Origin of the sequence: Leptotrichia sp. oral taxon 847 (genome assembly GCF_001553645.1) — a bacterium.
Lineage (GTDB): Bacteria > Fusobacteriota > Fusobacteriia > Fusobacteriales > Leptotrichiaceae > Leptotrichia.
Genome location: NZ_CP014231.1, coordinates 1663709 through 1690197 on the forward strand (window position 1 = coordinate 1663709; position 26489 = coordinate 1690197).

A 26489-nucleotide genomic window follows, 5' to 3' on the forward strand; every position below is an offset into this window, starting at 1 on the left:
CATAAATAAAAAAAGGAGCAAAAGATGAAAATAGGATTTATTGGAACAGGAAATATGGGAAGTTCGATAATTAAAGGAATTTTGTCTTCAAAATTTGAGAAAAATGAAAATATAAATATTTTCGATTTGGACAAAGACAAAGTGAATAATTTAGTCAAAGAATATGGAGTAAATGCCGTAAATAGTGAAAAAGAGCTGGCAGAAAATAGTGATATTATTGTTTTGTCAGTAAAACCCCATATAATTCCTGTCGTTTTGAAAAATTTGAGCGAAAATGTGAAAAAAGATACGATTATTTTGACAATTGCGGCTGGAATAAGTATTTCTGTGATTGAAAATGCTTTGGGAGAGGATAAAAAAGTTGTTAGAACAATGCCAAATACTCCTGCTCAGGTACTTTCAGGAATGACGGCAGTTACATTTAATAAAAATATTGAAAATTCTGAAAAAGAGATAATTTTTAATTTTTTAAACAGTTTTGGAAAAAGTGTGGAAATCGAAGAAAAATTAATGCACGCATATACAGGAATTAGCGGTTCACTTCCAGCGTATGTCTACATGTTTATGGAAGCACTGGCTGACGGTGGCGTACTTTGTGGAATGCCAAGAGATAAAGCATATAAAATAGTAGCACAAGCTGTGGCAGGTTCAGCAAAAATGCTATTAGAAACTGGAAAACATCCAGGACAGTTAAAAGACGAAGTATGCTCTCCAGCGGGAACAACAATCGAAGCCGTTAGAGTTTTGGAAAATGGAAATTTTCGTGGAAATGTAATTGGAGCAGTTGTGGCTTGTACAGAAAAGTCGAAAGAAATGGCAGGAGAAAAATAAATTTTATAAAGGAAAACTGAATTTTTTGTTTAGTTTTTCTTTTTACTAAGTTGAAAAACTTTCTACTTATATATTATGAATAGTATTTGGTGAAAAAAATTATGGATTTTTATTATACTTAATAATTAATAAAAAAAATTATACAAGATATTTTAATGGGAGAAAAGCCTTTGTTGTAAAGGAATCTCCCTTTTTTTACATCATATTAACAGGATCAACATCAACTGTAATTCTCACATTGCTGTCATTAAATTTAGCCAAATATTTTTTTATAATTTTTTTTATTTTTGGTATATTTTCTTTGTTAAATTTAAAATAAATTTGGTAGCGAAATCTTGAATTTATTTTAAAAATTGGAGCACGAAAAGGCTCTGAAATAAATTCGTTTGCGGATATTTTTATATTTTTATTTACAGTTTTGGAAATATATTTATAAAAAATATTTGCTTTTTCACATGCTAAATTTTCTTTTGTAGAAGAAATTACAATAACAATAAGTCGTCCAAAAGGAGGATAATTAAAAGATTTTCGCAAAAATAGCTCATTTTTGTAGTAACCTTCATAGTTGTTTTCAATAGTTTTCGTTATGACATCGTTATTTTCGTTAAATGTCTGAATTATGACTTTTCCATCTTTTGAACCTCTTCCCGCTCGTCCAGAAGCCTGTGTCAACAGCTGAAAAGTTTTTTCTCCGGCACGAAAATCTGGAAGATTTAAAATTATGTCAGCATTAATAATTCCGACCAAAGTAACATTTGGGAAGTGTAATCCTTTTGCAATAACTTGAGTTCCTAGCATTATATCATATTTTTGATTTTTAAAGTCATTGTAAATTTTTTCGTAGTCGCTTTTAGTTTTCATCGTTTCAGAATCTACTCTTATCATTTTTGCATTTGGAAAAAATTCTTTCAATTCTTCTTCAACTTTTTCAGTTCCGGTTCCTATCTGCTGCATTTTCTTAGAACCGCATTCCTTGCAAAATCCACTAAAATGTTCTTCGTATCCGCAGTAATGACATTTTAATTGATTTGTTTTTTTATAATAAGTTAGCGAAATACTGCAATTTGGACAAGTTGGAATATTTTGGCAATTTTTGCATTTTAAAAAGTTTGAAAACGCTTTTCTATTTAAAATTAGTATAATTTGCTCTTTTTTTTGCAAAGTTTGAGATATTTCTTTTAACAGTTTTTCTGAAAAATTTTCTGTTGTTTCGTTTAAATTTACAATTTCATATTCTGGAATTTTAGAATTTTGAAATCTATTTTTTAGCTCAATTAACTGTATATCGCCTTGATTTGCTTGATAAAAACTCTCAAACGATGGAGTTGCTGAGCCTAAGATAACTTTGACTTTTGTATTTTCATTTAAAAGCGCTCTTTTTATTGCGACATTTTTTGTGTGATAACGGGGATTATTTTCCTGCTTGTAAGTATTTTCATGTTCCTCGTCAACAATTATGTATTTTAAGTTTTGAACAGGCGCAAAGATGGCAGATCTTGCTCCGATTACGATTTTTTTCTCCCCATTTCTAATAAAAGTCCATTCTTCTCGCTTTTCTTTATCGCTAAGTTTACTGTGCAAAATAGCAACTTCATCTAAAAATTCTTCTTCCAGTCGCTCTATCATCTGTGTTGTTAGTGAAATTTCTGGCACCAAAAATATGCTTCCATATCCATTTTTTAGCGCTTCCTTTATAAGATTGATATAAATCTCAGTCTTTCCAGAACCAGTAATTCCTTTTAGTAGGAAAATTTGTTTTTTACTATTTTTTATAGTATTTACAGCATTTTGCTGTTCTTCGTTCAAAGTTATCTTTTTTTCAACAATTTTTCCTGTATTTTTTCTTTTATTCGAAATTTTAGAATTTAAAATAACTTTTTTTTCAACTGAAATAACTTTTTGTTTTATAGCTTTTTCAATAATTTCTTCTGAAAAATTTTTCTTTAAAGTGATTAATGTAACTTCTAATTTTTTTTTCATATATTTGTTAAACTTATTCACTTCCAAATTTTCCAAATTTTTGTCAAAATCTTTCAGATAAATAGCTTTTTTCGAATAATTTAATTTTAATGTTCCTGGATAAATGGTTTTAAAAACACTAAAAAAATCGCTTAAGTAATAGTTTTTTATCCATTTTGCAAGTTTCATTATTTCAAGTGGAATCGAAAGAACGGGAGCAGCGCAAACGATAGACTTTAATTTTTTTTGGTCAAAGTCAATTTTTTCTTCTTTTACAATATTTACAATTAATCCCATTTTATCGTGGTTTACAAAATTAACGATACACCATTGTCCAATTTCATACTTTTCGTTAGATTTGTACGTAAAAAGTCTCACATTATTTTCCACATAAATTTCGTAATAATACATTTTACCAAATTCCTTTTTTATAAATTATATTTATTTTACATTTTATTTATAAAAAAATCAATTGATTTTTTTTAAATAGTAATTTTGTAATATATATTACAGATTTTTTTTACAAAATATGGTAAACTTCTATTCGAAGAGCAAATATTTTACAAAATTTATTACTTTAAAAGGACTTGTTTAGTAACTTTGATTTTTGAAAAAAATAAATAATCAAAAATTTTTTCTAGAAAAAATTATCAGAGGTTATAAACAAGTCTAAAACTAATTTTTGAGATGTGAAAGGGAAGATTATGGAGAATTTGTTGAATAAAACGCTGTATGATATTATAAATAGCAATCCAAAAATGTATGATTTTTTTATCGCAAATGGATTTGACAATCTTAAGAATAAAAAAATGTTGCAAATTATGGGTAAAAATATAAAATTGGGAATGGCACTGAAGTCGAAAAAAATTAATCCAGAATTGTTTTTGGAAAAAGTTAATGCTTTTTTGGAAAAAGATGGGGATGTTGATATTTCTTTGGAAGAAAATAAAATTAGTGAGAATGAGGTTGACACACAAAAAGATGTTTTGATTGAAGGTGTTTTGCCTTGTCCGATTAGAATTCCGCTACTTGAAGGTATTAAAAAGTGGGTTGACGAACAAAATAAAAAAAATGATTATTTGGTTAAATATGAATTACAATCTGCTAATTTGGGACTTGATTGGATTATTGAAAAAGTGAAAACTGGGGATGTTAATAAAGTTCCTGATGTTTTGTTATCAGCTGGATTTGAACTTTTTTTTGATAAGAATTTGATGGGACAATATATGGAAAATGGAGTTTTTGAAACGCATTTAGAAAATATGAATAAAGATTTTTACAATGAAAATATTGATTTACATGATCCTAAAAAAAGATATGCGATAATGGGAGTGGTTCCCGCGGTGTTTTTGGTAAATAAAACGGCTTTGAAAAATAGAAAAATACCGCAAACTTGGGATGATATTTTAACTGATGAATTTGAAAATTCAGTTGCGCTTCCAATGGCAGATTTAGATTTGTTTAACGCTTTAATTGTGATGGTTTACAAAGAGTATGGAGATGATGGAATTAAAAAGCTTGCAAAAGTTTACCAAAAAAATCTTCATCCAGCACAGATGGTGAAAACAAAAACAAAATCAAATGAAGCACCTGCAATAAGTATCATACCTTACTTTTTTTCACAAATGGTAAATGGAGCAAGTGATCTAAAAGTTGTATGGCCAAAAGACGGAGCACTTTTAAGTCCAATTTTTATGATTACAAAAAAAGAAAAAGCGGATAAAATTAAACCATTTTTAGATTTATTTTTATCAGAAAAAATTGGAAATTTATTTTCGGCAAATGGGAAATTTCCTACAACAAATCCAAATGTTGACAATCACTTGGAAAAAAGTCAAAATTTTAAGTGGGTTGGCTGGGATTTTATTTACAAGAATAACATAGGAGAAGTTATTAGAAACAGTGAAAAATTATTCAATGAGGAAATAAAAAAATATTTTTAATAAAATTGGGAGAAAATTATGAATTTAGTTATATTTTCAGGACCGCCGTCTTCAGGAAAAACAAGTGTTATCTTGAAAACGGTTGATGCACTAAAAAAACAAAAAATGTCAGTTGGTGTGGTAAAATTTGATTGTTTGTATACAGATGACGACAAACTTTATGAAAAAGCAGGAATTCCAGTGAAAAAAGGGATTTCGGGAGCTTTATGTCCAGATCACTTTTTTGTGTCAAACATCGAAGAAGTCGTGCAATGGGGAAAAAAGTTGGGGCTAGCAATTTTAATTACGGAATCTGCGGGTTTGTGTAACCGTTGCTCACCGTACATTAAAGATATAAAAGGAATCTGTGTAATTGATAATTTGTCGGGAATTAATACGCCTAAAAAAATTGGTCCAATGTTGAAATCAGCTGACATTGTTATTATTACAAAAGGAGATATTGTTTCACAGGCGGAAAGGGAAGTTTTTGCATCAAGAGTTAATTCAGTAAATCCTACTGCGGTAACGATGCACGTAAATGGCTTGACTGGACAAGGAGCTTACGAATTGAGCACATTGCTGTATGAGAAAGAAAAAGAAATTGAGACAGTTCAAGGGAAAAAACTTAGATTTCCAATGCCATCAGCACTTTGTTCGTATTGCTTAGGTGAAACAAGAATTGGTGAAAAATATCAAATGGGAAATGTCAGAAAAATGAATTTAGGTGATATGAATGAATAGAAATTTGGTCGATAGACTGACAATGAATGAATTATTGGAAAAATATCCATTTGCAGAAAATTTTTTTGTCGAAAACAATATAATTATTGAGGGTTATAAAGACAAAACTTTTAGTAATTTTTTGAAGATATTTACTGAGGAACAAAAAGAGGACATGGCGTTAGATACTGAAAAAATTGAGGAATCATTGATTGAGTATATTGAGCAGATGAAACTGTTTTTGGGGATGGAAGATGAAACAGGAGTTGAAACACTGACAATTTTAGCAGGACAAGATAAAATGGGAAATGCGGAAGGTTTTGGGAAATTGGATATTCATAAATCAGAGGTAATTTCGATTGTAGGTCCTACAGGTTCTGGAAAATCACGACTTTTGGCTGATATTGAGTGGACAGCGCAAAAAGATACACCAACTCAAAGAGAAATTTTGATTAATAACCAATCACCTGATAAAAAGTGGAGATTTTCTTCAAACAATAAATTGGTCGCTCAATTATCGCAAAATATGAATTTTGTAATGGATTTATCTGTTAAGGAGTTTTTAGAATTGCATGCAAAAAGCCGAATGGTTGAAGATGTGGAAGCGGTAACTGAAAAAATAATTTTAGAAGCAAATAAATTGGCGGGCGAAAAATTTAATTTGGATACAGCGATTACAGCTTTGAGCGGAGGACAGTCGAGAGCTTTAATGATAGCCGATACAGCAATTTTAAGTTCGTCACCAATCGTTTTAATTGACGAAATAGAAAATGCCGGGATTGACAGGAAAAAAGCTTTGGAATTACTAGTTTCAGCGGATAAAATTGTTTTGATGGCAACTCACGATCCAACACTAGCTTTAATCGCAGATAAAAGGGTTATCATAAAAAATGGTGGAATTGCAAAAATTATAGAAACAAGTTCGGAAGAGAAAAAAATTTTAAAAGAATTGGAAAAAATGGATGCAAAAATTCAAAAGATGAGAGCAGATTTGAGAAATGGGGAAATCTTGAAATTGGAAACTTTAAAATTATAAATTATAAATAAAAAAATATATTGCTAAAATTAAGTGCAATATATTTTTATTTTAAAAACTTTTATTTTTCTTCAGTCATCACAAGTTCTGCAAGTTTTCCATCCACAACTTTTATCAATTCTTCAGTTTTAACTTCCATTTGAAGTCCTCGCTTTCCAGCGGAAACAACTATTTTATCAAACATTTTTGCTTCTGTATCAAAAAAAGTCTTGTATTTTTTCTTCATTCCAACGGGAGAACATCCTCCACGAATGTAGCCAGTATTTTTTTCAAGCTCAGAAAGCGGAAGTAGATCAATATTTTTTTCACCACAGGCTTTTGCCACTTTTTTTAAATCCAAATGTTTTTCACTTTGAATGACACAGACAAAAAGCTCTTTACTTTTCCCTTTTAGCACAATCGTCTTAAAAATTCTGTCGGCTAATTCTGGAAAATGATTGCCAACTTCAGCTCCTATATGTTTATCTTCATTCCATTCATAAGTGTGAATATCATAATGAATTTTTTGTTTGTCCAAAATTCTAAGTGCATTTGTTTTCGGTATTTTATGTTTCATATTTGTCAGTCTCCTAATAATAAAATCTCTTATTTTTTATATTAATATTATAACAAAAACTTTTTTATTTTTAAACAAAAAAATAATCTTCTACAATTGGTCTTTTACAAAAATGCACTATTTTTCTCTAAACAGGATGATGAGGGTGTCATTCTGGTTTGTTATGTTTTACTTACATCTTAACATCTCACTTTACTTTTCAATTTTCTACTAAACTTATTCTTTTTACTGCTAAGAAGAGATTTATAAAAAAACTAAAAAATATATAGATCACTATAAAAAATAAGCAATTAAAACCAGATGAAAAAATAGTAAAAGCTATCATACATATCAAAATATACATAATAAAATTAATTATATCTAAAATTAAACTAAATAAATTTAATTTTAAAGATAAACTCAATACTTCTTTGTTTTTACAATTGATGTATATTTTTTTACTTTTTCTTGAAAAAATAGCATATACAATTTCTATTTTCTCATCCGTGTTTAAAATATTTTTAGTAATTTCAAAATTATATTTTAAATTATATTTTTCTTGATTAATCCATATCGTAATATAATCGTAATTCATTAAAAAAATATTATTTTTTATTTTTAATTGCATAATAGTATTTACCTTTTTCCTTTCTTTTTAAAAAGTTTCTCAATATCTTTTTTATGTCCTTTTAAATATTTCATTGCTTCGTTAGTAAGTCCTGTTAAATTGTAATCATGAGTTTACACAAAATTTTGGACACTCTCCCAAAAAAAACTATCAATCTTATTCTTTATTTCCATAATATCCTTAATTTCATCAACAATATAATTATCAGATAATATATCTTCGTAAGGCAAACTTATCATTATATCATCAACTATTTTTTTATTTTTATATTTTTGGAAAAATATATCAATATTTCCATCATCAAACAAATATCTACCTGAATACTTATCTTCTTCATATTTAAAATCCAAATTTTTATTATACTTTCTCAAAATTTTTTTTATTTTGGAAAGAACGGTTCTTAAATCATCACCAATTTTTATATTTAGTCTTTCGTCTAAATATAATTTTTTTAATACAAATGTTAAGAATTGACTTTCAGGAACACTAGTATCTTTAACCGAGAAAATTAATGAATACAGTATAGACAGCTCATCATAAAGTAATTTTATATCTAATGTTATTTTATTAATATCCAATAGTATTTCTACATCTTTTGGGTAAGAAAAAATTTCAATAATTTTTTTTAATGAAATTTTATTTATTCCATTGATTCCTTGTGTTTTATTTAAAACATATTTTTTTCCCATTTTATCTCCCTCTCCCTCTACTATTCCCTCCTTCTTTACTAGCTTAAAATAAGTAATTCTATTTAATTTCTTTAACTTCAATTCCAATTCCAAAAAATAAAATCAAAAAATTTTGTAAAATTATAAAAATCATATATAAAATGATTAAATAAAAAATACTTATTTTTAATAAAATTAAAATTGAAATTATAAACATATTAACTATAATAATAGAAAATAGAGGTTTCATATTATTTATTATTTCTATTTCGATATTTTTATTTTCTGATAAATTCAATATTAACTTTTTAGATTTAAAATATGTTGTAGAAAAATATAAAACATTATTTTTAATATTTTTTTTATTTATTTTTATTTCTGACTTTGGCTTTAATTCAATAATTTTACCATCTATCCATATATTAATATTATGATATATCCCCATTCTCATTTTATCCTTTATTATTACATAGCACATTATTTTTTACCTTTCTTTCCTTTAAATTTATTTCCTAATACATAAATTCCTAAATTAATACCGCCTTTTACAATTCACCTACTTCCGCTTTTGGTTCTAAATAAATTGCAATATCTCCAACATTAGTCTCCAGCTTGCTAGTATCGATCTTCCCATCAGATACATAAGTCATGCCTTGCTTACTATCCTTATATTTCTCCTTAAAGTAAGCATTTGCAGCGCTTCCTGTACTTTCAAGTACTCTTTCTTCAATTCCAGTCGCTATCTGTCTTCCTGCCACTCCATTTACAATATGACTCGCTTCTTCCGCAAGTGTTCCAATCAATCCTGCCTTTGTTGAGTTCCCTTCTGCATTTATGTTGCTTACTATCGTATGAACACCATCTTTTGAAATGTATGCTGTTCCGCCTTGTGCCTGCGTCCCCTGATAAGTTATGTTGTTTACGTTGTTGTAAGTTATACTTGAATTTTCATTCATTGGTTTCATTGTTGTAACTACAGCACCTTCAGTATGAGAGCTTGAATTAATTCTTGAACTTTTAAATCCAGCGTTTACTCTAATATTCACTAGAGAAATTAAAAATTTTTCTAAAAATATTAATAAAATAGTGAAAAAATTTTTTATTTAATTATTCAAGATTTTAATTATCTTCTAATCAAAAATTACATATATTGCTCTAAACTTTTTAAATACACTATCAAATCTTTAATTTCTTGATTTTGATATAAATTTTCATCTCCCACTAATTTAAACATATATCCTCTATACATTATCTCATAAATTATTGGATTTTTTATTTCTTTTTCATTAAACTTGATAATTTTAGGATTTTTTGATTTCGTCATTTTACTACTTGTGACATATTTTTTAGAATTTTCAAATTCTTTATCATCTATTTTATCTTTTGATATTGATAATATCGCCTCTTTAGATAATTCTATTTTTTTTGACTTTTCTAAATTGACGTCTTCAAAAATAACTAAATTAATTCCTAATATTTTTTGAATTTTTTTTAAATTTATCACATTTTCATCACTTATATTAATTTTTGATATATTGTAATATGAATTATCTATAAAATTTTTACGATTAATTTGCATTCCTAGTGAATAATTTTTTAATTTTATCTTATTTGATTTTTTATTATTCACTTCTTCAAAAGGTATATAAAATGCTGTTTTTGTTGAACATTGTCCATTATTTGAATGAATTTCCTCACCTTTGTAAGAATAGCATATATCATTTTGGGAATTCCAAGTAATATCTTTAAATTTTCTTTTTTCTTTTCTTGAAAAAATAATATTTTGTAAATTTGAAATAAAATCTTTTGCATTATTATCTAAATTTTCTCCTAATTTATTATCAAGAATAAAATTTTTATTTCCATAATCTACATCATATACTATATCAGAAGATAAATTGTATTTAAAATAATCTGATGGTTTATTTCCTTCCATTATCCACCCTATAAAAGAATAAGGCGGAATTACATTTAATTCTTCATAGCTCATATTCATATACCGTATTTCATTATCTTTTACTATTTCTGGATTCAACTTGTCAAAAAATCTTTGCTTGGTTTTGGATAATTTATAAGTTTCTGTCTCTATCTCGTAAAGATTATAATTAATTTTTTTTGGATAAAATATTTCCACTAAACCATTTTCATAATAATCCAACATTATCGTAGTTGTTTCAAACATTTTTAATCGTTCTTCCGGCGATTTTGAACAATAATCATCATCATTGTCAGGAATTACTAGTCTACAAGTGAATACTAAAATTTCATCTGGCATGTATTTTAAACTATCTTTACTTTTTGTTTTAATAGAAAATATTTTTTTACTTATCGTGTTATTGTTCTTAAAATTACCAAAAAGAAACACAGAAAAAATAAAATGTATAAAGATTAAAAGTATTTTCATTTATTTTCCTCCGTTTCTCTCAAAATAATCATGTAATTCTTCTAAAGTATCGAATTCTAGTCTGTATTCTTCCATATTGTCTCTGTAGTAAAACCTTCTATTTTCAGGTCTTTTCCCAAAATCTTGATCATTTACCATTTTTTCAAAAATTAAAGTAGTAGATTCATCCTGATAAAAAGGTTGAACTATATAAGCTGCTGATTTTAAAAAATATTTTGAGAATATCCATAATTCTGGACACTCTCAAATACTCTCTTACTCATTTATAAGTTCAAATTCTGGTCGTCTTACATAATGCACAATTGACGGTAGTTTATCCTTAAATATTTCAATCACTTTTTCATAAAGTTCTTTATAATTTCCTGAAATTCCTATATTTGAACCAAAATATTTTATTTTTCTTGTTATAATTGCAATATTTTCTTTCGGTATAGTTGTATGTTTTATCTTTGGAACTGGATATTCTTCTTCATCGATTCTTTCTATAATTCTTTCAACTTCAGATATTTTTCTTCTATTACCCTCTCTAAACATTTTTACTTTTAATTCGTTAGTTTTTTCGTCAATGAAATATAATTTCAAAGTTAAATATTCTCCTTCAAGATTTATTCTACCATATAAAAAATCAAGAGTAGTATGGTCTGAAAAATAATCTCTTAAACTTTCCTCTTCCATAAATTTTTCATATAGCTGAGTTTTTTACTCATATCTCTAAATAAATCTTCTCTGACATAAACAAATATATTAACAGTAAAATATAAAATCATTTTTGAAGACATTCCATAATTTGGTGATTCGAATAAAATTTCCATATAGTCACCAGGTGGCATGTATTCATCATGAACTTTAGAATTATCCTCTTCTGAATAAGCAATCTGGCTAAAAAATAGCAAACAAATAAAAAAAACTTTTAAAAAAAACATTTTTACTTACCTCTTTCCATTTCTTTTAATAATTGTTTTATCCTTTTTTCTCTTTGCTTTTCTTCTTCTATACTAAAATTATCAAATATTTTATTACTATCATAATTTGCCCTTAAATTTAAATTATGTTCCTATCTTATCATATTTTCTGTTATATCTCCATCTTCTTGAAAATCTCCTGTTACACCAAATTTTGTTTCTGTATACTCCGAAATAAAAATATTGTTTTCGTAATAATTATACAAATAAATATCTTGAAAAATTTTTATTTTTTTATACATTAATATTCTCCTTGTAATGTATCATTTTTGAATCTTTAGACTGACATGGGGATTATAAGGGGAAAGAGTGGTACTTTCTCCCTTATGTAAAATAAAAAATATTAAACAAAATAACATCTTGTAATCAGGAATAAATTAAAAAATGTTGATTCTGACATCTTCAATTTTCTCTACGACAATTTTTAAGTTTTAAAGTCCCTATAGTCAAATCATTTTTATCTGAAACTGTCGCAATACTTGTAATATACCCTTTAGAAACTAATTTATTAGTAAGCTGAAAAATTAATAATTACTAGGAAAAAAATTAGTATCGTTATATATTTTTTATATTTTTCACCTAATGCTAATATAAATTGAATAATTTTAACATAAATTAAAAGAAAAGTCAATTAAAAATCTTGCTACTGCAATTCTTCTTTTAACTAAAATATTTAAAATTATATTGTAATTTAAACATAATTTTATTTTTCGTCATAAATTTTTTTATGTATACCGATTAATTTGTAATTTTTAAGTATAAAATATGTTAAATAATTTAAAATTTAAAGAATAATAGCTAAAATCTTTCAAAAAAACGAGTTGCAGATAATCTTGAAATAAAAATATAATTTAATAAAATTATGCTTGAAAAATAGTGTATACCCTGTTATAATTATAAAAAATATCTTGAAAGGTCAAAAGATGGATAAAGAAAATTTATTGATACCAAAACATATAGCAATTATTATGGATGGAAACGGGAGATGGGCAAAAAAGCGTGGAAAAATTAGATTAGAAGGACATAGAGCTGGGGCAAACAGCCTTGAGAAAATTTTAAGATATGCTGGTGAAATTGGAATAAAATATTTGACTGTTTATGCTTTTTCAACTGAAAATTGGAAGCGACCGCAAAAAGAAGTAAGTGGTCTTATGGATTTATTTGGAAAATATTTGGACAAAGAGAAAAAGAATTTGAGGGAACAAGGTGTAAAGTTGGTTGTAACAGGGGAAAAAGAAAATATTTCTGAAAAGCTTCTAAAAAAAATTGAAGCTACAGAAAAATATTTAGAAAACTGTGATAAAATAACTTTTAATATAGCTTTTAACTACGGTGGAAGAAGAGAAATTGTAAATGCGGTGAACAAAATTTTGATTGACAATAAGACAAAAAAATTTGAAAAAATAACCGAAGAAGAGTTTTCAAAGTATATGTACCGTCCAGAAATTCCAGATCCAGAGCTTGTAATTAGAACAAGCGGAGAATTCAGAATAAGTAATTTTTTACTCTGGGAAATCGCTTATTCGGAATTTTATATAACAGATGTTTTTTGGCCTGACTTTGATGAAAATGAATTAGATAAAGCGATTTTATCCTTTAATAAAAGGGATAGAAGATATGGAGGTTTGAATGTTAAGTAGGTTTTTAGTTATTTTAGTATTTGTGCCTTTTTTACTTTGGATATTTTTAAAGGGGAATTTGATGTTTTTGGTATTTACACTTGCAATAATAGGTGTGTCACTGCACGAATTCTACAAAATGCTCAAAGATAAAGGTTTTGAAGTTGCAAATCGAATAGGAATGGGACTTGGATTGTTTTTGCCAATTGCAATATATTTTCAGCAAAATTCTAAAAATATATTTGAATATTTTAAGTTGGATTTTTTTAGACAAATAAATTTTGATATGGGTGGCTTTATAGTCTTTGCCTTGATGCTGCTTTCTTTGCGGCAAATCTTCAAAGTGAAAATCGAAAATGCGATGTCAGAGATTTCATACACAATTTTTGGAGTAATATATGTGGCGTATTTATTTTCTTATATTTTGCTATTAAAATACGAATTTCCCAACGGAAGAGTCTTGGTAACAATGGCGTTTATACTTATCTGGACTTGTGATACTACAGCTTATCTTGTTGGGAAATCAATCGGAGGTAAACTTTTTAAACAAAGATTGGCTCCTAAAATAAGTCCTAATAAATCAATAGAAGGTGCGATTGCAGGGGTTTTAGGTGTTTTTGGAGTAATATTGATCTTTGATAAGCTTTATTTGGCAATAGCTAATTTTATTTGCGGATTTTCATTAATTTCAAAGACTTGTAATGCTCAAACGTATTATTCAATAGGACTTAGACCTTGGGAGGCATTTTTATTGGCTTTAGCAATAGGAGTTTTTGCAGAACTGGGAGATTTGGTGGAATCAAAAATAAAAAGGGAATTTGAAATAAAAGATTCTGGAAATTTGCTATTGGGTCACGGTGGATTTTTGGATAGATTTGACAGTGCGCTATTTGTACTGCCAATAGTTTATTTCTTTATGAAATATGTAGCTTACTATTAGTTGAATAAAAAATATAAAAACATAATATAGAAGGAGAAAAAAGAAAAAAATGACAGAATTAGAAATCAAACAAGAAGTGGAAAGACAATTTAATATTTTGAGTCGTGGTTGCGATGAAATAATAAATGAAGCTGAGTTTAAGAAAAAATTGGAAAAATCAATTGCAACTAATACTCCATTGAGAGTAAAATTGGGGATTGATCCGACTGGATCTGATTTGCACTTGGGACATGCAGTGCCTTTGAGAAAATTGAAACAATTTCAGGATTTAGGTCATGAAGTATTTTTCTTGATCGGAACATTTACTGGAAGAATCGGAGATCCGACAGGAAAATCAGAAACTAGAAAAATGTTGTCTGAAGAACAGGTTATGGAAAATATCAAGACTTATTTAGATCAAGTAAAATTGATATTGGACTTGGATAAAATAAATGTAGTTTACAACGCTGACTGGCTGGAAAAATTATCACTATCAGATGCGTTAAATTTATTATCACAATTTACAGTATCGCAAATGATTTCGAGAGAAGATTTTTCAAAAAGACTGTCGGAAAATAAACCAGTTTCATTGATAGAGTTTATGTATCCGATTTTACAAGGATACGATTCAGTTGAGTTACACGCCGATGTGGAATTAGGTGCGACAGAACAAAAATTCAATTTGTTAAGAGGAAGAGATTTGCAAAAAAACTTTGGTCAAGAGCAACAAATTTGTATGATAATGCCAATTTTAGTTGGACTTGATGGAGTGGAAAAAATGTCAAAATCATTAGGAAATTATATCGGTGTAAAAGATACGCCAAATGATATGTTTGGTAAAGTTATGTCAATTTCAGATGAATTGATGGAAAATTATTATACAATGATAACTGATGTTCCTTTTGAGAGAATTGAAGAAATTAAGGCACAAATCGCAGACGGAAGTTTACATCCAATGGAAGCTAAAAAACAATTAGGAGCTGAAGTTGTAAAAATTTACTACGGTGAAGAAGCTGCGAAAGAAGCTAGAGATTGGTTTGAAAATGTGTTCAGTAAAAAAAATCTGAATGTAGATTTGCCAGAAGTTGAATTAGAGTATAAAGAAGTTGGAGTTATTGATTTATTGGTAAAAGACCTTAAAATGTTTAAAACAACGAGTGAAGCTAGAAGATTGATTCAGCAGGGTGGATTTAAGATAAATGATGTGCCAATAAAAGATGTAAAAGCAACAGTTGTTCTTGAAAGCGGAATGATTGTGAGAGCTGGGAAGAAAAAAATTGTGAAAATTAAATAATATAAAAAAACTATCTCAATATAAATTTGGGATAGTTTTTTAGTTTGAATATTTTAAAATAATCCTGAAATTATTCCATTTTCATCAATATCAATCAATTCTGCCGCGGGTTTTCTTGGAAGGCCTGGCATATCTATTATTTCTCCTGCCATTGCTACTAAAAATCCTGCTCCAGCTGATAGTCTTATCTCGTTTATTGTAATTTTAAATCCTTTTGGACGTCCCAATAAATTTGGGTTGTCAGAAAGTGATTTTTGAGTTTTAGAAATACAGATTGGAAGCTTGTCATAACCATTTTCAACATATTTTTGAATATTTTTTTTGGCCTTTGCAGAAAAGTTTACTCCATCTGCTCCATAAATTTCTTTTGCAATTTTTTCAATTTTTTCTTGAATTGTCAGATCTAAATTATAAAGTGGAGCGTATTTTTTAGATGAATTTTCATTTTTTTTGATAGCGTTTATCACTTTTTCAACAAGTTCTTTTCCACCTTCGCCACCTTTTTCCCAGATTTCACAAAGTGCAACTTCAACATTTTGTTTTTTACAAAAATCTTTTATCACTTCAATTTCAGCATCTGTATCACTTATAAATTTATTAATTGCAACAACGACTGGAATATTGTATTTTTGCATACTTTCGATATGTTTTTCCAAGTTTTCCAGTCCTTTTGTAAGAGTTTCACAGTTTTCAGTTTTTAAGTCTTTGTCTCCGCCGTGATGTTTTAGTGCTCTCACTGTTGCAACTATGACGATTACATTTGGTTCAAGATTTCCAAATCTAGCTTTTATGTCTAAAAATTTTTCAGCTCCCAAATCTGCTGCAAATCCAGCTTCTGTTACAACATAATCCGATAATTTTAACGCCATCTTTGTTGCGATTAAAGAGTTACATCCGTGAGCAATGTTGGCAAATGGACCTCCGTGAATAAATACAGGCGTATTTTCCAATGTCTGCACTAAATTTGGCTTAATTGCATCCTTTAATAGAGCTGCGACAGCTCCTTGAATGTTTAGTTGTTTTACTTTCAACATTTCACCTTTTCTGTTATAAGCAAAGACAATCTCTCCAATTCTATTCTTTAAGTCGATAATCGAATCAGCAAGGCAAAAAATAGCCATAATTTCTGATGCAACAGTGATTTGGAATGAATTTTCCCTAGGTATTCCATTTACTTTTGGACCAAGTCCAATTACTATATTTCTTAGATTCCTGTCATTCATATCCACAACTCTTTTAAAGGTGATGTTATTTACATCAATATCAAGCTCATTTCCAAAATGAATGTGATTGTCAATACAAGCTGAAATAAGATTGTGCGCAGCTCCTATTGCATGAATATCTCCTGTAAAATGAAGGTTGATTTCTTCCATTGGGACAACTTGCGACATTCCACCGCCTGCAGCTCCGCCTTTCATCCCAAAAACAGGACCAAGTGATGGTTCTCTTAATGCTGCAATAGATTTATACCCAAGTTTATTTAACGCTTGAGTGAGTCCAACTGTTACAGTAGATTTTCCTTCACCGGGAGGTGTTGGTGTAACAGCTGTCATCAAAATTAATTTTCCGTCCTTTTTATTAGCATTTCTTTTCAAAACGTCAAGACTAACTTTTGCTTTATATTTTCCATAAGGTTCATAGTCGTCTTCACAAAGTCCAATACTTTTTGCAATTTCACTGATTTTTTTTAATTTTGCCTTTTGAGCGATTTCTATATCCGTCATTTGTCCTCCTAAAAAATTTATAGTTAAATTTACTTTGTTATCCACGTTTATATTATACTAAAAAAAGTTATTGCAAGTCTAGTTATTTTTGAAAAAATCAATTTACATATATTGACAAACTAAATATTTGATGGTAAAATGTAAAAGGTTAGGGACGCCTAACTTATGCTTTGAAAAGTTTGAAAAGTTTTAAAAATGAAAAACAAAGGAGTAAAAAGATGAGTAGAAGTGTTGAAGATTATTTAAAAGGAATTTATTCTTTGAAAGAAAAAAATAATTACTCAAATAAAAATTTGGCTATCTATCTAAATATTTCTCCAGCTTCAGTAAGTGAAATGATAAAAAAACTTTCAAATGAGAATTATCTCAAAATAAATGGTAAAGATCTTGAATTAACTGAAAAAGGAAGTGAATTAGCAAAAGATATTATAAGAAAACACAGAGTTTGGGAAGTATTTTTAGTGGATAAATTGGGATATGACAAAAGCGAAATACACGATGAAGCGGAAATTTTGGAACACGTGACAAGTGAAAAGTTATTAAAAAAATTAGAAAAATTTTTGTTTTATCCAAAAAAATGTCCACATGGAAAACCCATTTTTTCTGACAAAAAAACAAAAAAAGATTAGAAAAATTTATAAAACTTGAGAGGAGAAATTATGGAACGGCTAAAAAAGTTGATGGTGGGGTTAATTTTACTCTGTTTATTTATTTCATGCAGCCAAAAAAATAACAAAAGCGATGGAAAGCTTAAAGTTGTAACAACTACGACAATGTTAACGGATTTGGTAAAAACAATAGGTGGAGATAAAGTCGTTGTAACGGGACTGATGGGAGAAGGAATTGATCCACATTTATATAGAGCCAGTGCAGGAGATGTGGATAAATTATCAAAAGCGGATGTTATCATATATGGAGGATTACATTTGGAAGGGAAAATGGCTGAAATATTTGAAAAATTGCCTGAACTGGGAAAGCAAGTGCTAAATGTGGGAGAAAGTCTGGATAAAAGCAAAATCCATTTTATTCAGGAAAATACTCCTGATCCACACGTGTGGTTTAATACAGATTTATGGGAAACAGAAGCCAAAGCTGTAACAAAAAAACTGAGTGAAATGGATGTAAAAAATAGTGGCTATTATAATCAAAATTATGAAAAATATAAAAAAGAACTGGAAAGGCTCGGTGAATACATCACCAACAGAATCAAAGAAATACCAAAAAATAGTAGAGTTTTGGTAACAGCACACGATGCATTTGGGTATTATGGTGAAAAATTTGGATTGGAGGTAAAAGCAATTCAAGGAGTTTCAACAGATTCGGAAACTGGTACAAAAAACATTTTGGAACTTGCGAATTTTATCGTTCAAAGAAATATAAAGGCGATATTTGTGGAATCATCAGTTCCTAAAAAAAGTATAGAAGCATTACAAGAAGCTGTGAAATCCAAGGGAAGTGAAGTCAAAATAGGAGGAGAACTGTATTCAGACTCACTGGGAGATAAAGAACACAATACCGATACATATATAAAAATGGTTAAGGCAAATACAGATGTAATTGTCGATGCACTAAAGTAAGTATTTACAACAAAATAAAAAAATTAAAAATGAAAATTAAATTGAAAGGAATAAAATGAAAAAAGATGATGTAATAAATGACAATGTAATAGAAGTAAAAGATTTGATAGTTGCTTATGAAGAAAGTCCTGTTCTGTGGGATATTAATTTAAATATAAAAAAAGGAATTTTGATGGCAATAGTTGGACCAAATGGCGCAGGAAAATCGACTCTGATAAAGGCAATGCTAGGATTGGTTAAGTGTTTGAATGGAGAAGTAAAATTCTTTGGCAGAGAGTATAAAAAAGTCAGAAATAAAATAGCTTATGTGCCTCAAAGAGGAAGTGTGGACTGGGATTTTCCAACTACTGTTTTTGATGTCGTTGAAATGGGAACATATGGAAAAGTTGGATGGATAAAAAGAGTGCGAAAAGAAGATAAGCTCAAAGTAAAAGAGGCAATAAAAAAAGTGGATTTGGAAGAATTTGAAAATAGACAGATAAGTCGGCTTTCAGGAGGTCAACAACAAAGGGTATTTCTAGCTAGAGCATTAGTTCAGGAGGCACAAATTTATTTTATGGATGAGCCTTTCCAAGGGGTAGACAGCAAAACTGAAAAATCAATAGTTAAGATATTAAAAAAATTAAGGGATGAAGGAAAGACGGTAATAGCAGTCCATCACGATTTGCAGACAGTCAAAGAATATTTTGACTACATTACATTTATAAATAAAGAAATAATAGCAACTGGAAAAGTTTGTGATATATTCACAGAAGAAAATATAAAAAAAACATACAAGACAAAAGATGAGAAAAAAGGTGAGATTTAATGGGAATAATACATAGTTTGTTAAATGAACATACTTTTAGGATAGTTGCGTTAGGTTGTATGCTTTTAGGAATTTTGTGTGGAGTTATAGGTTGCTTTGCCGTGCTTGATAAAAAAAGTTTACTTGGTGATACAATATCACACGCTTCATTACCTGGAATATGTTTAGTTTTTATGATAATGAATGTAAAAAAAACTGAATATTTACTTGTTGGAGCTTTAATTACAGGGATTTTGTGTGTTATTTTGATTCAGTTGATACAAAATCATACAAAAGTAAAACTTGATAGTGCATTAGCATTTGTACTGTCAGTATTCTTTGGCCTTGGATTAGTTTTCATGTCTTATTTAAATAGACTTCCCGGCTCAAATAAATCTGGACTTACAAAATTTATTTTTGGTCAAGCTTCGACTTTTACAAAAAGAGATATAGATATCATCTTATTTACAGGAACGCTGTTACTATTAGTAGTAATACTATTTTGGAAAGAATTTAAATTAGTTTCCTTTGATGCGGATTTTTTGCAGACTTTGGGTTATCCCAGTAAAATTCTTAATTTGGTAATCTCAATTTTAATAGTAGTAACAGTTATCGTGGGAATACAGGCAGTCGGAATTATTTTGATTAGTGCAATGCTTATTTCTCCCGCAATTGCAGCAAGACAGTGGACAGATAAACTTTCTGTAATGGTAGCTTTATCAGGAATTTTTGGAGGAGTGGCAGGATTTATTGGAACAGTCATTAGCATAACGGACAGTAATCTTCCAACGGGTCCAATTGTAGTTATAATTATGAGTATAATTTTAATAATAAGTTTGCTTTTTTCATATAAGAGAGGAATTTTATTAAAAGTGATACAAAGAAAAAGAAAAAGTAAAATTTTGAAAAAGAGTATGAAAGAATATAAAAGAAGTAAAAAAATGGAGGTAAAATAAGAATGGGATTAGAGATATTAATAATAGCGATATTAATTGCAGCAGCGTGTTCTGTGTTAGGGTCATTTTTGATGTTAAAAAATATGGCAATGATTTCAGATGCAATTTCTCACACTGTGTTACTTGGCATAGTGATAGGCTTTTTTGCAGTTCATAATTTAAATTCACCAATATTAATAATTGGTGCGGGAATGACTGGAATTTTAACGGTTTATCTGGTGGAAGTTTTAAATTCAACTAAGTTAATGAAAGAAGATTCTGCAATAGGAGCAGTATTTCCGTTCTTATTTAGTATAGCTGTCATATTAATTTCAAAATTTGCGGGAAATGTTCACTTGGATATAGATTCCGTTTTACTGGGAGAAATTGTCTTTGCTCCGTTCAACCGAATGAAAATTTTAGGACTTAGCGTTCCTGTGGGGTTGGTTTCAGGGCTTGCAGTATTTATAGTAAATTCGTTATTTATATTTATATTTTTTAAAGAATTAAAAATTTCAACTTTTGACTGTGAACTTGCAAAAACTTTGGGAATGAAACCCAAATTAATTCATTATCTGTTAATTTTATTAACATCAATAACTTCAGTTGTCTCGTTTAATGTAGTTGGCTCAATATTAGTTGTATCTTTTATGATAGGACCACCTGTAATTGCTTATTTATTGACAAATAAATTAAGAAATATGATAATTATAAGTGTTGCAATAGGAGCAGTCGCCAGTATAATAGGATATTTTTTGGCAATAATAGCGGATGTTTCAATTGCAGGAACAATAGCAGTAGTAATTGGAGTAATTTTTCTTGTTGTTTTGTTAAAAAAACAAATGGAAACTTATTTTCAAAAAAGAATAAAAATGTAAATAACTGAAAATTTCAAGTCTATTTAATAATTTTTGTATTGTTGAAATATAAAAAATAGTTTTTATAATTTTATTTCAAAAAAATTTTCAAAAAGACTTGATTTTTTTTTACGAATAGTGTATAATAATACTTGATAGTAAAAAATAATTAGATTATTTAACTATAGCCAAAGACAGTAGGTGGAATGGAAAGTTCATAAAATCCTACCGAGGTAGTTGTAATGGATTGTTGGAGTTTAAAATAAATTCTTAGATAGATTTCGTTATAATAATACCTCTGGCTTATTGTTTTTGTTTCAGAGGTTTTTTTATTTGAGGAGGTGAACAAATTGCCAGCACAAGCAAAATTAGATGCAGTTAAAAAATTAACTGAAAAATTAAAAGATGCAAAAGCTCTGGTTTTTGTTGATTATAAAGGAATTAGTGTTAACGAAGATACAGAACTTCGTAAAAATGCTAGAGAATTAAAAGTTGAATATTTTGTAGCAAAAAATAGACTTATGAGAATTGCATTAAAAGAAGTTGGAATCGAAGCAGATTTTGATGATTTGTTGGAAGGATCAACATCTTTTGCTGTGGGTTATGAAGATGGAGTTGCACCATCAAAATTAATTTATGAATTTGGAAACAAATTAAAAGATAAATTAATAATCAAAGGTGGAATGGTTGATGCTGAAAGAGTTGATGTTAATACTGTTAAAGCATTAGCAAAATTACCATCGAGAGAAGAATTACTTGGTCAAGTTGCTTACGGATTGTTGTCGCCAGTTAGAATGTTAGCTGTGGCATTGACAAACGTAGCAGGACAAAAAGAAACTGAAGCGCCAGCAGCTGAATAATTTTCAGCTAAAAATTTAAAATAAAAAAATTAGGAGGAAATAAAATAATGGCATTTAATAAAGAACAATTTATAGAAGACTTAAAAGCTATGTCTGTATTAGAATTAAAAGAAGTAGTTGAAGCTATTGAAGAAACATTTGGAGTATCTGCACAACCAGTTGCAGTAGCAGGAGGAGCTGCAGCAGGAGGAGCTGCTGAAGAAAAAACTGAATTTGATGTAATCCTAGTATCTCCAGGAGGAGCTAAATTAGCAGTAATTAAAGAAGTAAGAGCAATTACAGGATTAGGATTAAAAGAAGCTAAAGAATTAGTTGAAGCTGGAGGAAAAGCAGTTAAAGAAGGAGCATCTAAAGAAGAAGCTGAAGAAATTAAAGGTAAATTAGAAGCTGCAGGAGCAACTGTTGAATTAAAATAGTTAAATCAAGCCAAATCAATAGTTAAGACACTCTTTTTAAGGAATTGGAGTGTCTTTTTCCACTATTTTTGTTTGAATATGAAAATTAAAATATATTTATTGAATTTTTGAAATTTGATAAATATATTTTGAAGTGTAAAAAAATCGTATAATTACGGTCTTTTTTGTATTAATTTTTATATTAAAATTAGGATTTAGTTGTTTTTTTATTATAAAAAGTAACTGGATAAAAAATCAAATTATTAAGAACATTCAAGTAAAGTTTAATTTTAAAATTTAATTTTAATAAAAGAATATGTTCTATGACAGGGAGGAATTTTTTAAATGGACAAACTTATTGAAAGATATAGTTTTGGAAAAATAGTAGACAGAGGGGAAATGCCACACTTCTTAGAATTTCAGATAAATTCTTATGAAGATTTTTTACAGACAAAATTGCCACCTCAAAAAAGAGAAAATAAAGGATTTGAGTCAATTTTTAATGAAATTTTTCCAATCGAATCAAGCAATGGGCTGCTAAAATTGGAATATTTGTGGTACGAAATTCATGAAAATGACGAGCCGCTAAATGACGAACTAGAGTGTAAAAAAAGAGGTAAAACATATTCCGGTCAATTAAAAGTTAGATTAAAATTAACTAATAAACGAACAGGAGAAATTCAGGAAACATTAGTTCATTTTGGAGATATACCGCTTATGACAGATAAAGCTACATTTATTATAAATGGTGCGGAAAGGGTTGTTATTTCGCAATTACACAGATCTCCTGGAATAACTTTTAACAAAGAGCTAAATATTCAGACAGGAAAAGATGTGTTTATTGGGAAAATTATTCCTTATAAAGGAACCTGGCTTGAGTTTGAAACGGATAAAAATGATGTTCTTAATGTAAAAATTGATAGAAGAAAGAAAGTGTTGCTTCCAGTTTTCTTAAAAGCCGTTGACTTTTTTGAATCAAATGAACAGATTATGGATGAATTTTTTGAAGCTAAGACTATTGATTTATCAGAAATTTATGAAAAATATAAAGATAGTGAGCTGGATGAAGTTTTGCGTTTGAAGTTAGAGGGAAGTTTTGTAAGAGAAGATATAATTGACGAAGAAACAGGGGAATTTATTGTCGAATCTAAAGAATTAATCGACGGAGTTGTCATTGAAAAAATATTGGATGAAAAACTTCAAAAGCTTGATATTTGGGAAGTAAAACCTGAAGATAGAATTATTGCAAATGCGATGTTAAACGACAGCACAACAACAAATGATGAAGCTGTAATAGAAGTGTTTAGAAAATTAAGACCAGGGGATTTAGTTACAGTTGACAGTGCCAGATCGCTTGTAAAGCAGATGTTTTTTAATCCACAAAGATATGATTTAGCAGATGTAGGAAGATATAAAATTAACAAAAGACTTAAAATTAATGTACCAGAAGATGTAATTGTACTTACAAAAGAAGATGTGTTGAATACAATTGAATATGTGAAAAATCTTGTGAGCGGGGAAGGCTTTACAGACGATATTGACAACTTATCAAACCGTCGTGTGAGAGGAGTAGGAGAGCTTCTTTCAATTCAAATAAAAGGCGGAATGTTAAAAATGTCCAAAATGGTAAGAGAAAAAATGACTATTCAGGATATTACAACTTTGACACCGCAAAGCTTGTTAAATACAAAACCATTAAATGCGTTAATTCTTGAATTTTTTGGAAGTGGACAGCTGTCGCAATTTATGGATCAGTCAAATCCATTATCTGAATTGACTCATAAGAGAAGAATTTCAGCGTTGGGACCAGGAGGACTTTCAAGAGATAGAGCAGGATTTGAAGTGCGTGATGTTCATAATTCACATTACGGTAGAATTTGTCCAATAGAAACACCAGAAGGACCAAATATTGGACTTATCGCTTCACTTTCAACTTATGGGAAAGTTAATAAATATGGATTTATCGAAACTCCATTTGTAAAAATTAAAAATGGTAAAGCGGATTTTGATGATATTGAATATTTGGCGGCAGATGAAGAAGAAGGGTTGTTTATCGCTCAAGCGGATACTCCTATTGACAAAGATGGAAATTTCTTAACAGATGAAGTTGTTTGCCGTTACGGAGATGAAATCGTGCATATCGACAAATCCAAAGTTGATATATTGGACGTGTCGCCTAAACAACTTGTGTCAGTGTCAGCGGGACTTATTCCATTTTTGGAACACGATGACGCCAATCGTGCACTAATGGGGTCAAATATGCAGCGTCAAGCAGTACCTCTACTTAAAACAGAAGCACCTTATGTGGGAACAGGACTTGAAAGAAAAGTAGCTGTGGATTCTGGAGCGGTAATTACTTCACGGGCAACTGGGACAGTAACTTATGTCGACGCTAGAAAAATAGTTGTAACAGATGATGAAGGAAAAGAATATTCACACAGACTTTTAAATTTTGAAAAATCAAATCAATCTATGTGTCTTCACCAAAAACCAATTACAGATTTGGGAGCAAAAGTTAAAAAAGGTGATATAATTGCTGATGGACCATCAACAGCTGGAGGAGATTTAGCACTTGGAAAAAATGTTTTGATAGCATTTATGCCTTGGGAAGGATACAACTTTGAAGATGGAATTTTGATTTCAGAAAGACTTCGTAAAGATGATGTATTTACTTCTATTCATATCGAACAATTTGATACAGAAGCTAGAACGACAAAATTAGGAGATGAAGAAATTACAAGAGAAATTCCTAATGTATCTGAAGAAGCACTTAAAAATCTTGATGAAAATGGAATTATAAGAGTTGGGGCGCATGTTGTTCCAGATGATATTTTGGTTGGAAAAGTTACGCCTAAAGGGGAAACTGAACCGCCGGCTGAAGAAAAATTACTTCGTGCAATATTTGGGGAAAAAGCAAAAGATGTGAGAGATACATCTCTTAGACTTCCACATGGAGTAAAAGGGACAGTTGTCGATGTGCTGGAATTAACTAAAGAAAATGGAGACGATTTAAAAGCTGGAGTAAACAAATTGATTAGAATTTACATCGCTGAAAAAAGAAAAATAATGGTCGGAGATAAAATGTCTGGTCGACACGGAAATAAAGGGGTAATTTCAAGAGTATTACCAGTTGAAGATATGCCACATTTAGAAAATGGAACACCTATTGATATTTGCCTTAATCCACTAGGAGTGCCATCTCGTATGAATATCGGACAAGTATTGGAAGTTCACCTAGGACTTGCAATTGGAGATATTAATAAATATATCGCAACTCCTGTATTTGATGGAGCAAAAGAAGAAGATATAAAGAGATACTTAGAAGAAGCTGGATATGACAGAACTGGTAAAGTAAAACTAATTGATGGAAGAACAGGAAAGCCTTTTGATAATCCTATAACTGTTGGAAGAATGTATATGTTAAAACTTCACCACTTAGTAGAAGATAAAATGCATGCCAGAGCTATTGGTCCATATTCGTTAGTAACACAACAGCCACTTGGAGGAAAAGCTCAGTTTGGTGGACAAAGACTTGGAGAAATGGAAGTTTGGGCACTGGAAGCTTATGGTGCGTCAAATATTTTACAAGAAATGTTGACTGTAAAATCAGATGATATCAGCGGAAGAACAAAAACTTACGAAGCAATTGTAAAAGGAGAAGCAATGCCAGAAGCAGATGCGCCAGAATCGTTTAGAGTACTTATAAAAGAATTCCAGTCACTTGGATTAGACGTGGCTCTTTATGATAAAGATGGACAGCAAATTGAATTAGATAAAAATGTTGATGCATAAAAAAAGATAAAAAAGTTTCCCACTCTCTTAAAAAAAGTGGAATAAATAATATTGAGGAGGCTCTT

The 26489-nt window shown here is 29.2% G+C and carries 28 protein-coding genes and 1 other annotated feature; of the genes, 15 read left to right on the forward strand and 13 right to left on the reverse strand.

Annotation, left to right across the window (positions count from 1 at the left end):
- The first annotated feature begins 24 nt into the window (after positions 1 to 24).
- Positions 25 to 831, forward strand: a complete 807-nt coding sequence (proC, locus tag AXF11_RS07780) for a pyrroline-5-carboxylate reductase (protein WP_068156748.1) — start codon at positions 25 to 27, stop codon at positions 829 to 831.
- 195 nt (positions 832 to 1026) lie between these two features.
- On the opposite strand, the gene priA is transcribed toward proC, so the two are convergent.
- Positions 1027 to 3201: a replication restart helicase PriA gene (priA, locus tag AXF11_RS07785; protein WP_068156751.1), complete on the reverse strand. Its 2175-nt coding sequence runs from the start codon at positions 3199 to 3201 to the stop codon at positions 1027 to 1029.
- Between the two features lie 293 nt (positions 3202 to 3494).
- Here priA and AXF11_RS07790 point away from each other — a divergent pair, with 293 nt between their 5' ends.
- From AXF11_RS07790 to AXF11_RS07800, 3 genes are all read left to right on the forward strand, one after another.
- Positions 3495 to 4733, forward strand: a complete 1239-nt coding sequence (locus AXF11_RS07790; RefSeq protein ID WP_068156754.1) for an ABC transporter substrate-binding protein — start codon at positions 3495 to 3497, stop codon at positions 4731 to 4733.
- An 18-nt stretch (positions 4734 to 4751) separates the two neighbouring features.
- Entirely contained in the window at positions 4752 to 5453 is a 702-nt protein-coding gene (locus AXF11_RS07795) for a GTP-binding protein (RefSeq protein ID WP_068156756.1), read from the forward strand.
- A 154-nt stretch (positions 5454 to 5607) separates the two neighbouring features.
- On the forward strand, positions 5608 to 6468 hold the full coding sequence (locus tag AXF11_RS07800; protein WP_197416868.1) for an ATP-binding cassette domain-containing protein: 861 nt from the start codon (positions 5608 to 5610) through the stop codon (positions 6466 to 6468).
- A 61-nt stretch (positions 6469 to 6529) separates the two neighbouring features.
- Here the strand turns inward: AXF11_RS07800 and ybaK are convergent, their stop codons facing one another.
- The 11 genes from ybaK to AXF11_RS11080 form a co-directional block, all read right to left on the reverse strand.
- Positions 6530 to 7024 carry a Cys-tRNA(Pro) deacylase gene (gene ybaK, locus AXF11_RS07805; protein WP_231724680.1) on the reverse strand — a complete coding sequence of 165 codons (495 nt, stop codon included), beginning with the start codon at positions 7022 to 7024 and terminating at the stop codon, positions 6530 to 6532.
- Between the two features lie 199 nt (positions 7025 to 7223).
- Entirely contained in the window at positions 7224 to 7631 is a 408-nt protein-coding gene (locus tag AXF11_RS07810) for a hypothetical protein (protein ID WP_068156764.1), read from the reverse strand.
- A gap of 113 nt (positions 7632 to 7744) precedes the next feature.
- Positions 7745 to 8320, reverse strand: coding sequence for a hypothetical protein (locus tag AXF11_RS07815; RefSeq protein WP_068158323.1), 576 nt, complete (start codon positions 8318 to 8320; stop codon positions 7745 to 7747).
- 58 nt (positions 8321 to 8378) lie between these two features.
- The gene (locus AXF11_RS07820) at positions 8379 to 8777 is read right to left on the reverse strand and encodes a hypothetical protein (RefSeq protein ID WP_068156766.1); all 399 of its coding nucleotides are present in this window, start codon (positions 8775 to 8777) and stop codon (positions 8379 to 8381) included.
- Between the two features lie 67 nt (positions 8778 to 8844).
- A complete protein-coding gene (locus AXF11_RS07825; RefSeq protein WP_068156770.1) occupies positions 8845 to 9345 on the reverse strand; it encodes a hypothetical protein in 501 nt (166 codons plus the stop codon).
- 95 nt (positions 9346 to 9440) lie between these two features.
- Positions 9441 to 10703: a hypothetical protein gene (locus AXF11_RS07830; protein ID WP_068156773.1), complete on the reverse strand. Its 1263-nt coding sequence runs from the start codon at positions 10701 to 10703 to the stop codon at positions 9441 to 9443.
- Positions 10704 to 10841 carry a hypothetical protein gene (locus tag AXF11_RS10610; RefSeq protein WP_156440399.1) on the reverse strand — a complete coding sequence of 46 codons (138 nt, stop codon included), beginning with the start codon at positions 10839 to 10841 and terminating at the stop codon, positions 10704 to 10706.
- Between the two features lie 117 nt (positions 10842 to 10958).
- Positions 10959 to 11378: a hypothetical protein gene (locus AXF11_RS07835; RefSeq protein ID WP_068156776.1), complete on the reverse strand. Its 420-nt coding sequence runs from the start codon at positions 11376 to 11378 to the stop codon at positions 10959 to 10961.
- Positions 11360 to 11626, reverse strand: coding sequence for a hypothetical protein (locus AXF11_RS07840; protein ID WP_068156780.1), 267 nt, complete (start codon positions 11624 to 11626; stop codon positions 11360 to 11362). The genes AXF11_RS07835 and AXF11_RS07840 overlap by 19 nt, the downstream gene beginning before the upstream one ends.
- Before the next feature lie 131 nt (positions 11627 to 11757).
- Positions 11758 to 11907 (reverse strand): hypothetical protein, encoded by a 150-nt coding sequence (locus AXF11_RS10615; protein WP_156440400.1) that lies wholly within the window; start codon positions 11905 to 11907, stop codon positions 11758 to 11760.
- Positions 11908 to 12067: 160 nt separating this feature from the next.
- Entirely contained in the window at positions 12068 to 12190 is a 123-nt protein-coding gene (locus tag AXF11_RS11080; protein ID WP_082729440.1) for a POTRA domain-containing protein, read from the reverse strand.
- A gap of 398 nt (positions 12191 to 12588) precedes the next feature.
- Here AXF11_RS11080 and AXF11_RS07845 point away from each other — a divergent pair, with 398 nt between their 5' ends.
- From AXF11_RS07845 to tyrS, 3 genes are read left to right on the forward strand one after another with little or no spacing between them, the layout of a single operon-like run.
- On the forward strand, positions 12589 to 13305 hold the full coding sequence (locus tag AXF11_RS07845) for an isoprenyl transferase (RefSeq protein WP_068156783.1): 717 nt from the start codon (positions 12589 to 12591) through the stop codon (positions 13303 to 13305).
- A complete protein-coding gene (locus tag AXF11_RS07850) occupies positions 13295 to 14224 on the forward strand; it encodes a phosphatidate cytidylyltransferase (protein WP_068156796.1) in 930 nt (309 codons plus the stop codon). Before AXF11_RS07845 ends, AXF11_RS07850 begins: the two co-directional genes overlap by 11 nt.
- A gap of 49 nt (positions 14225 to 14273) precedes the next feature.
- Positions 14274 to 15497 (forward strand): tyrosine--tRNA ligase, encoded by a 1224-nt coding sequence (gene tyrS / locus AXF11_RS07855; protein WP_068156799.1) that lies wholly within the window; start codon positions 14274 to 14276, stop codon positions 15495 to 15497.
- 53 nt (positions 15498 to 15550) lie between these two features.
- Here the strand turns inward: tyrS and AXF11_RS07860 are convergent, their stop codons facing one another.
- Positions 15551 to 17221, reverse strand: a complete 1671-nt coding sequence (locus AXF11_RS07860) for a formate--tetrahydrofolate ligase (protein ID WP_068156802.1) — start codon at positions 17219 to 17221, stop codon at positions 15551 to 15553.
- A 218-nt stretch (positions 17222 to 17439) separates the two neighbouring features.
- Here AXF11_RS07860 and AXF11_RS07865 point away from each other — a divergent pair, with 218 nt between their 5' ends.
- From AXF11_RS07865 to rpoB, 8 genes are all read left to right on the forward strand, one after another.
- Positions 17440 to 17850: a metal-dependent transcriptional regulator gene (locus tag AXF11_RS07865; protein ID WP_082729399.1), complete on the forward strand. Its 411-nt coding sequence runs from the start codon at positions 17440 to 17442 to the stop codon at positions 17848 to 17850.
- 30 nt (positions 17851 to 17880) lie between these two features.
- Positions 17881 to 18798 carry a metal ABC transporter solute-binding protein, Zn/Mn family gene (locus AXF11_RS07870; protein WP_068156805.1) on the forward strand — a complete coding sequence of 306 codons (918 nt, stop codon included), beginning with the start codon at positions 17881 to 17883 and terminating at the stop codon, positions 18796 to 18798.
- A gap of 55 nt (positions 18799 to 18853) precedes the next feature.
- Positions 18854 to 19606, forward strand: a complete 753-nt coding sequence (locus tag AXF11_RS07875) for a metal ABC transporter ATP-binding protein (RefSeq protein WP_068156808.1) — start codon at positions 18854 to 18856, stop codon at positions 19604 to 19606.
- Entirely contained in the window at positions 19606 to 20541 is a 936-nt protein-coding gene (locus AXF11_RS07880; protein WP_068156810.1) for a metal ABC transporter permease, read from the forward strand. The genes AXF11_RS07875 and AXF11_RS07880 overlap by 1 nt, the downstream gene beginning before the upstream one ends.
- Positions 20542 to 20543: 2 nt before the next feature.
- Positions 20544 to 21398: a metal ABC transporter permease gene (locus AXF11_RS07885; RefSeq protein WP_068156813.1), complete on the forward strand. Its 855-nt coding sequence runs from the start codon at positions 20544 to 20546 to the stop codon at positions 21396 to 21398.
- A gap of 149 nt (positions 21399 to 21547) precedes the next feature.
- Positions 21548 to 21717: a sequence feature (ribosomal protein L10 leader region), on the forward strand.
- A gap of 10 nt (positions 21718 to 21727) precedes the next feature.
- Positions 21728 to 22237, forward strand: a complete 510-nt coding sequence (gene rplJ, locus AXF11_RS07890) for a 50S ribosomal protein L10 (RefSeq protein WP_068156816.1) — start codon at positions 21728 to 21730, stop codon at positions 22235 to 22237.
- Between the two features lie 47 nt (positions 22238 to 22284).
- Complete coding sequence (rplL, locus tag AXF11_RS07895; protein WP_068156819.1) at positions 22285 to 22653, forward strand: 50S ribosomal protein L7/L12; 369 nt, start codon at positions 22285 to 22287, stop codon at positions 22651 to 22653.
- 324 nt (positions 22654 to 22977) lie between these two features.
- Positions 22978 to 26424: a DNA-directed RNA polymerase subunit beta gene (rpoB, locus tag AXF11_RS07900; protein WP_068156822.1), complete on the forward strand. Its 3447-nt coding sequence runs from the start codon at positions 22978 to 22980 to the stop codon at positions 26422 to 26424.
- Positions 26425 to 26489: the final 65 nt, after the last annotated feature.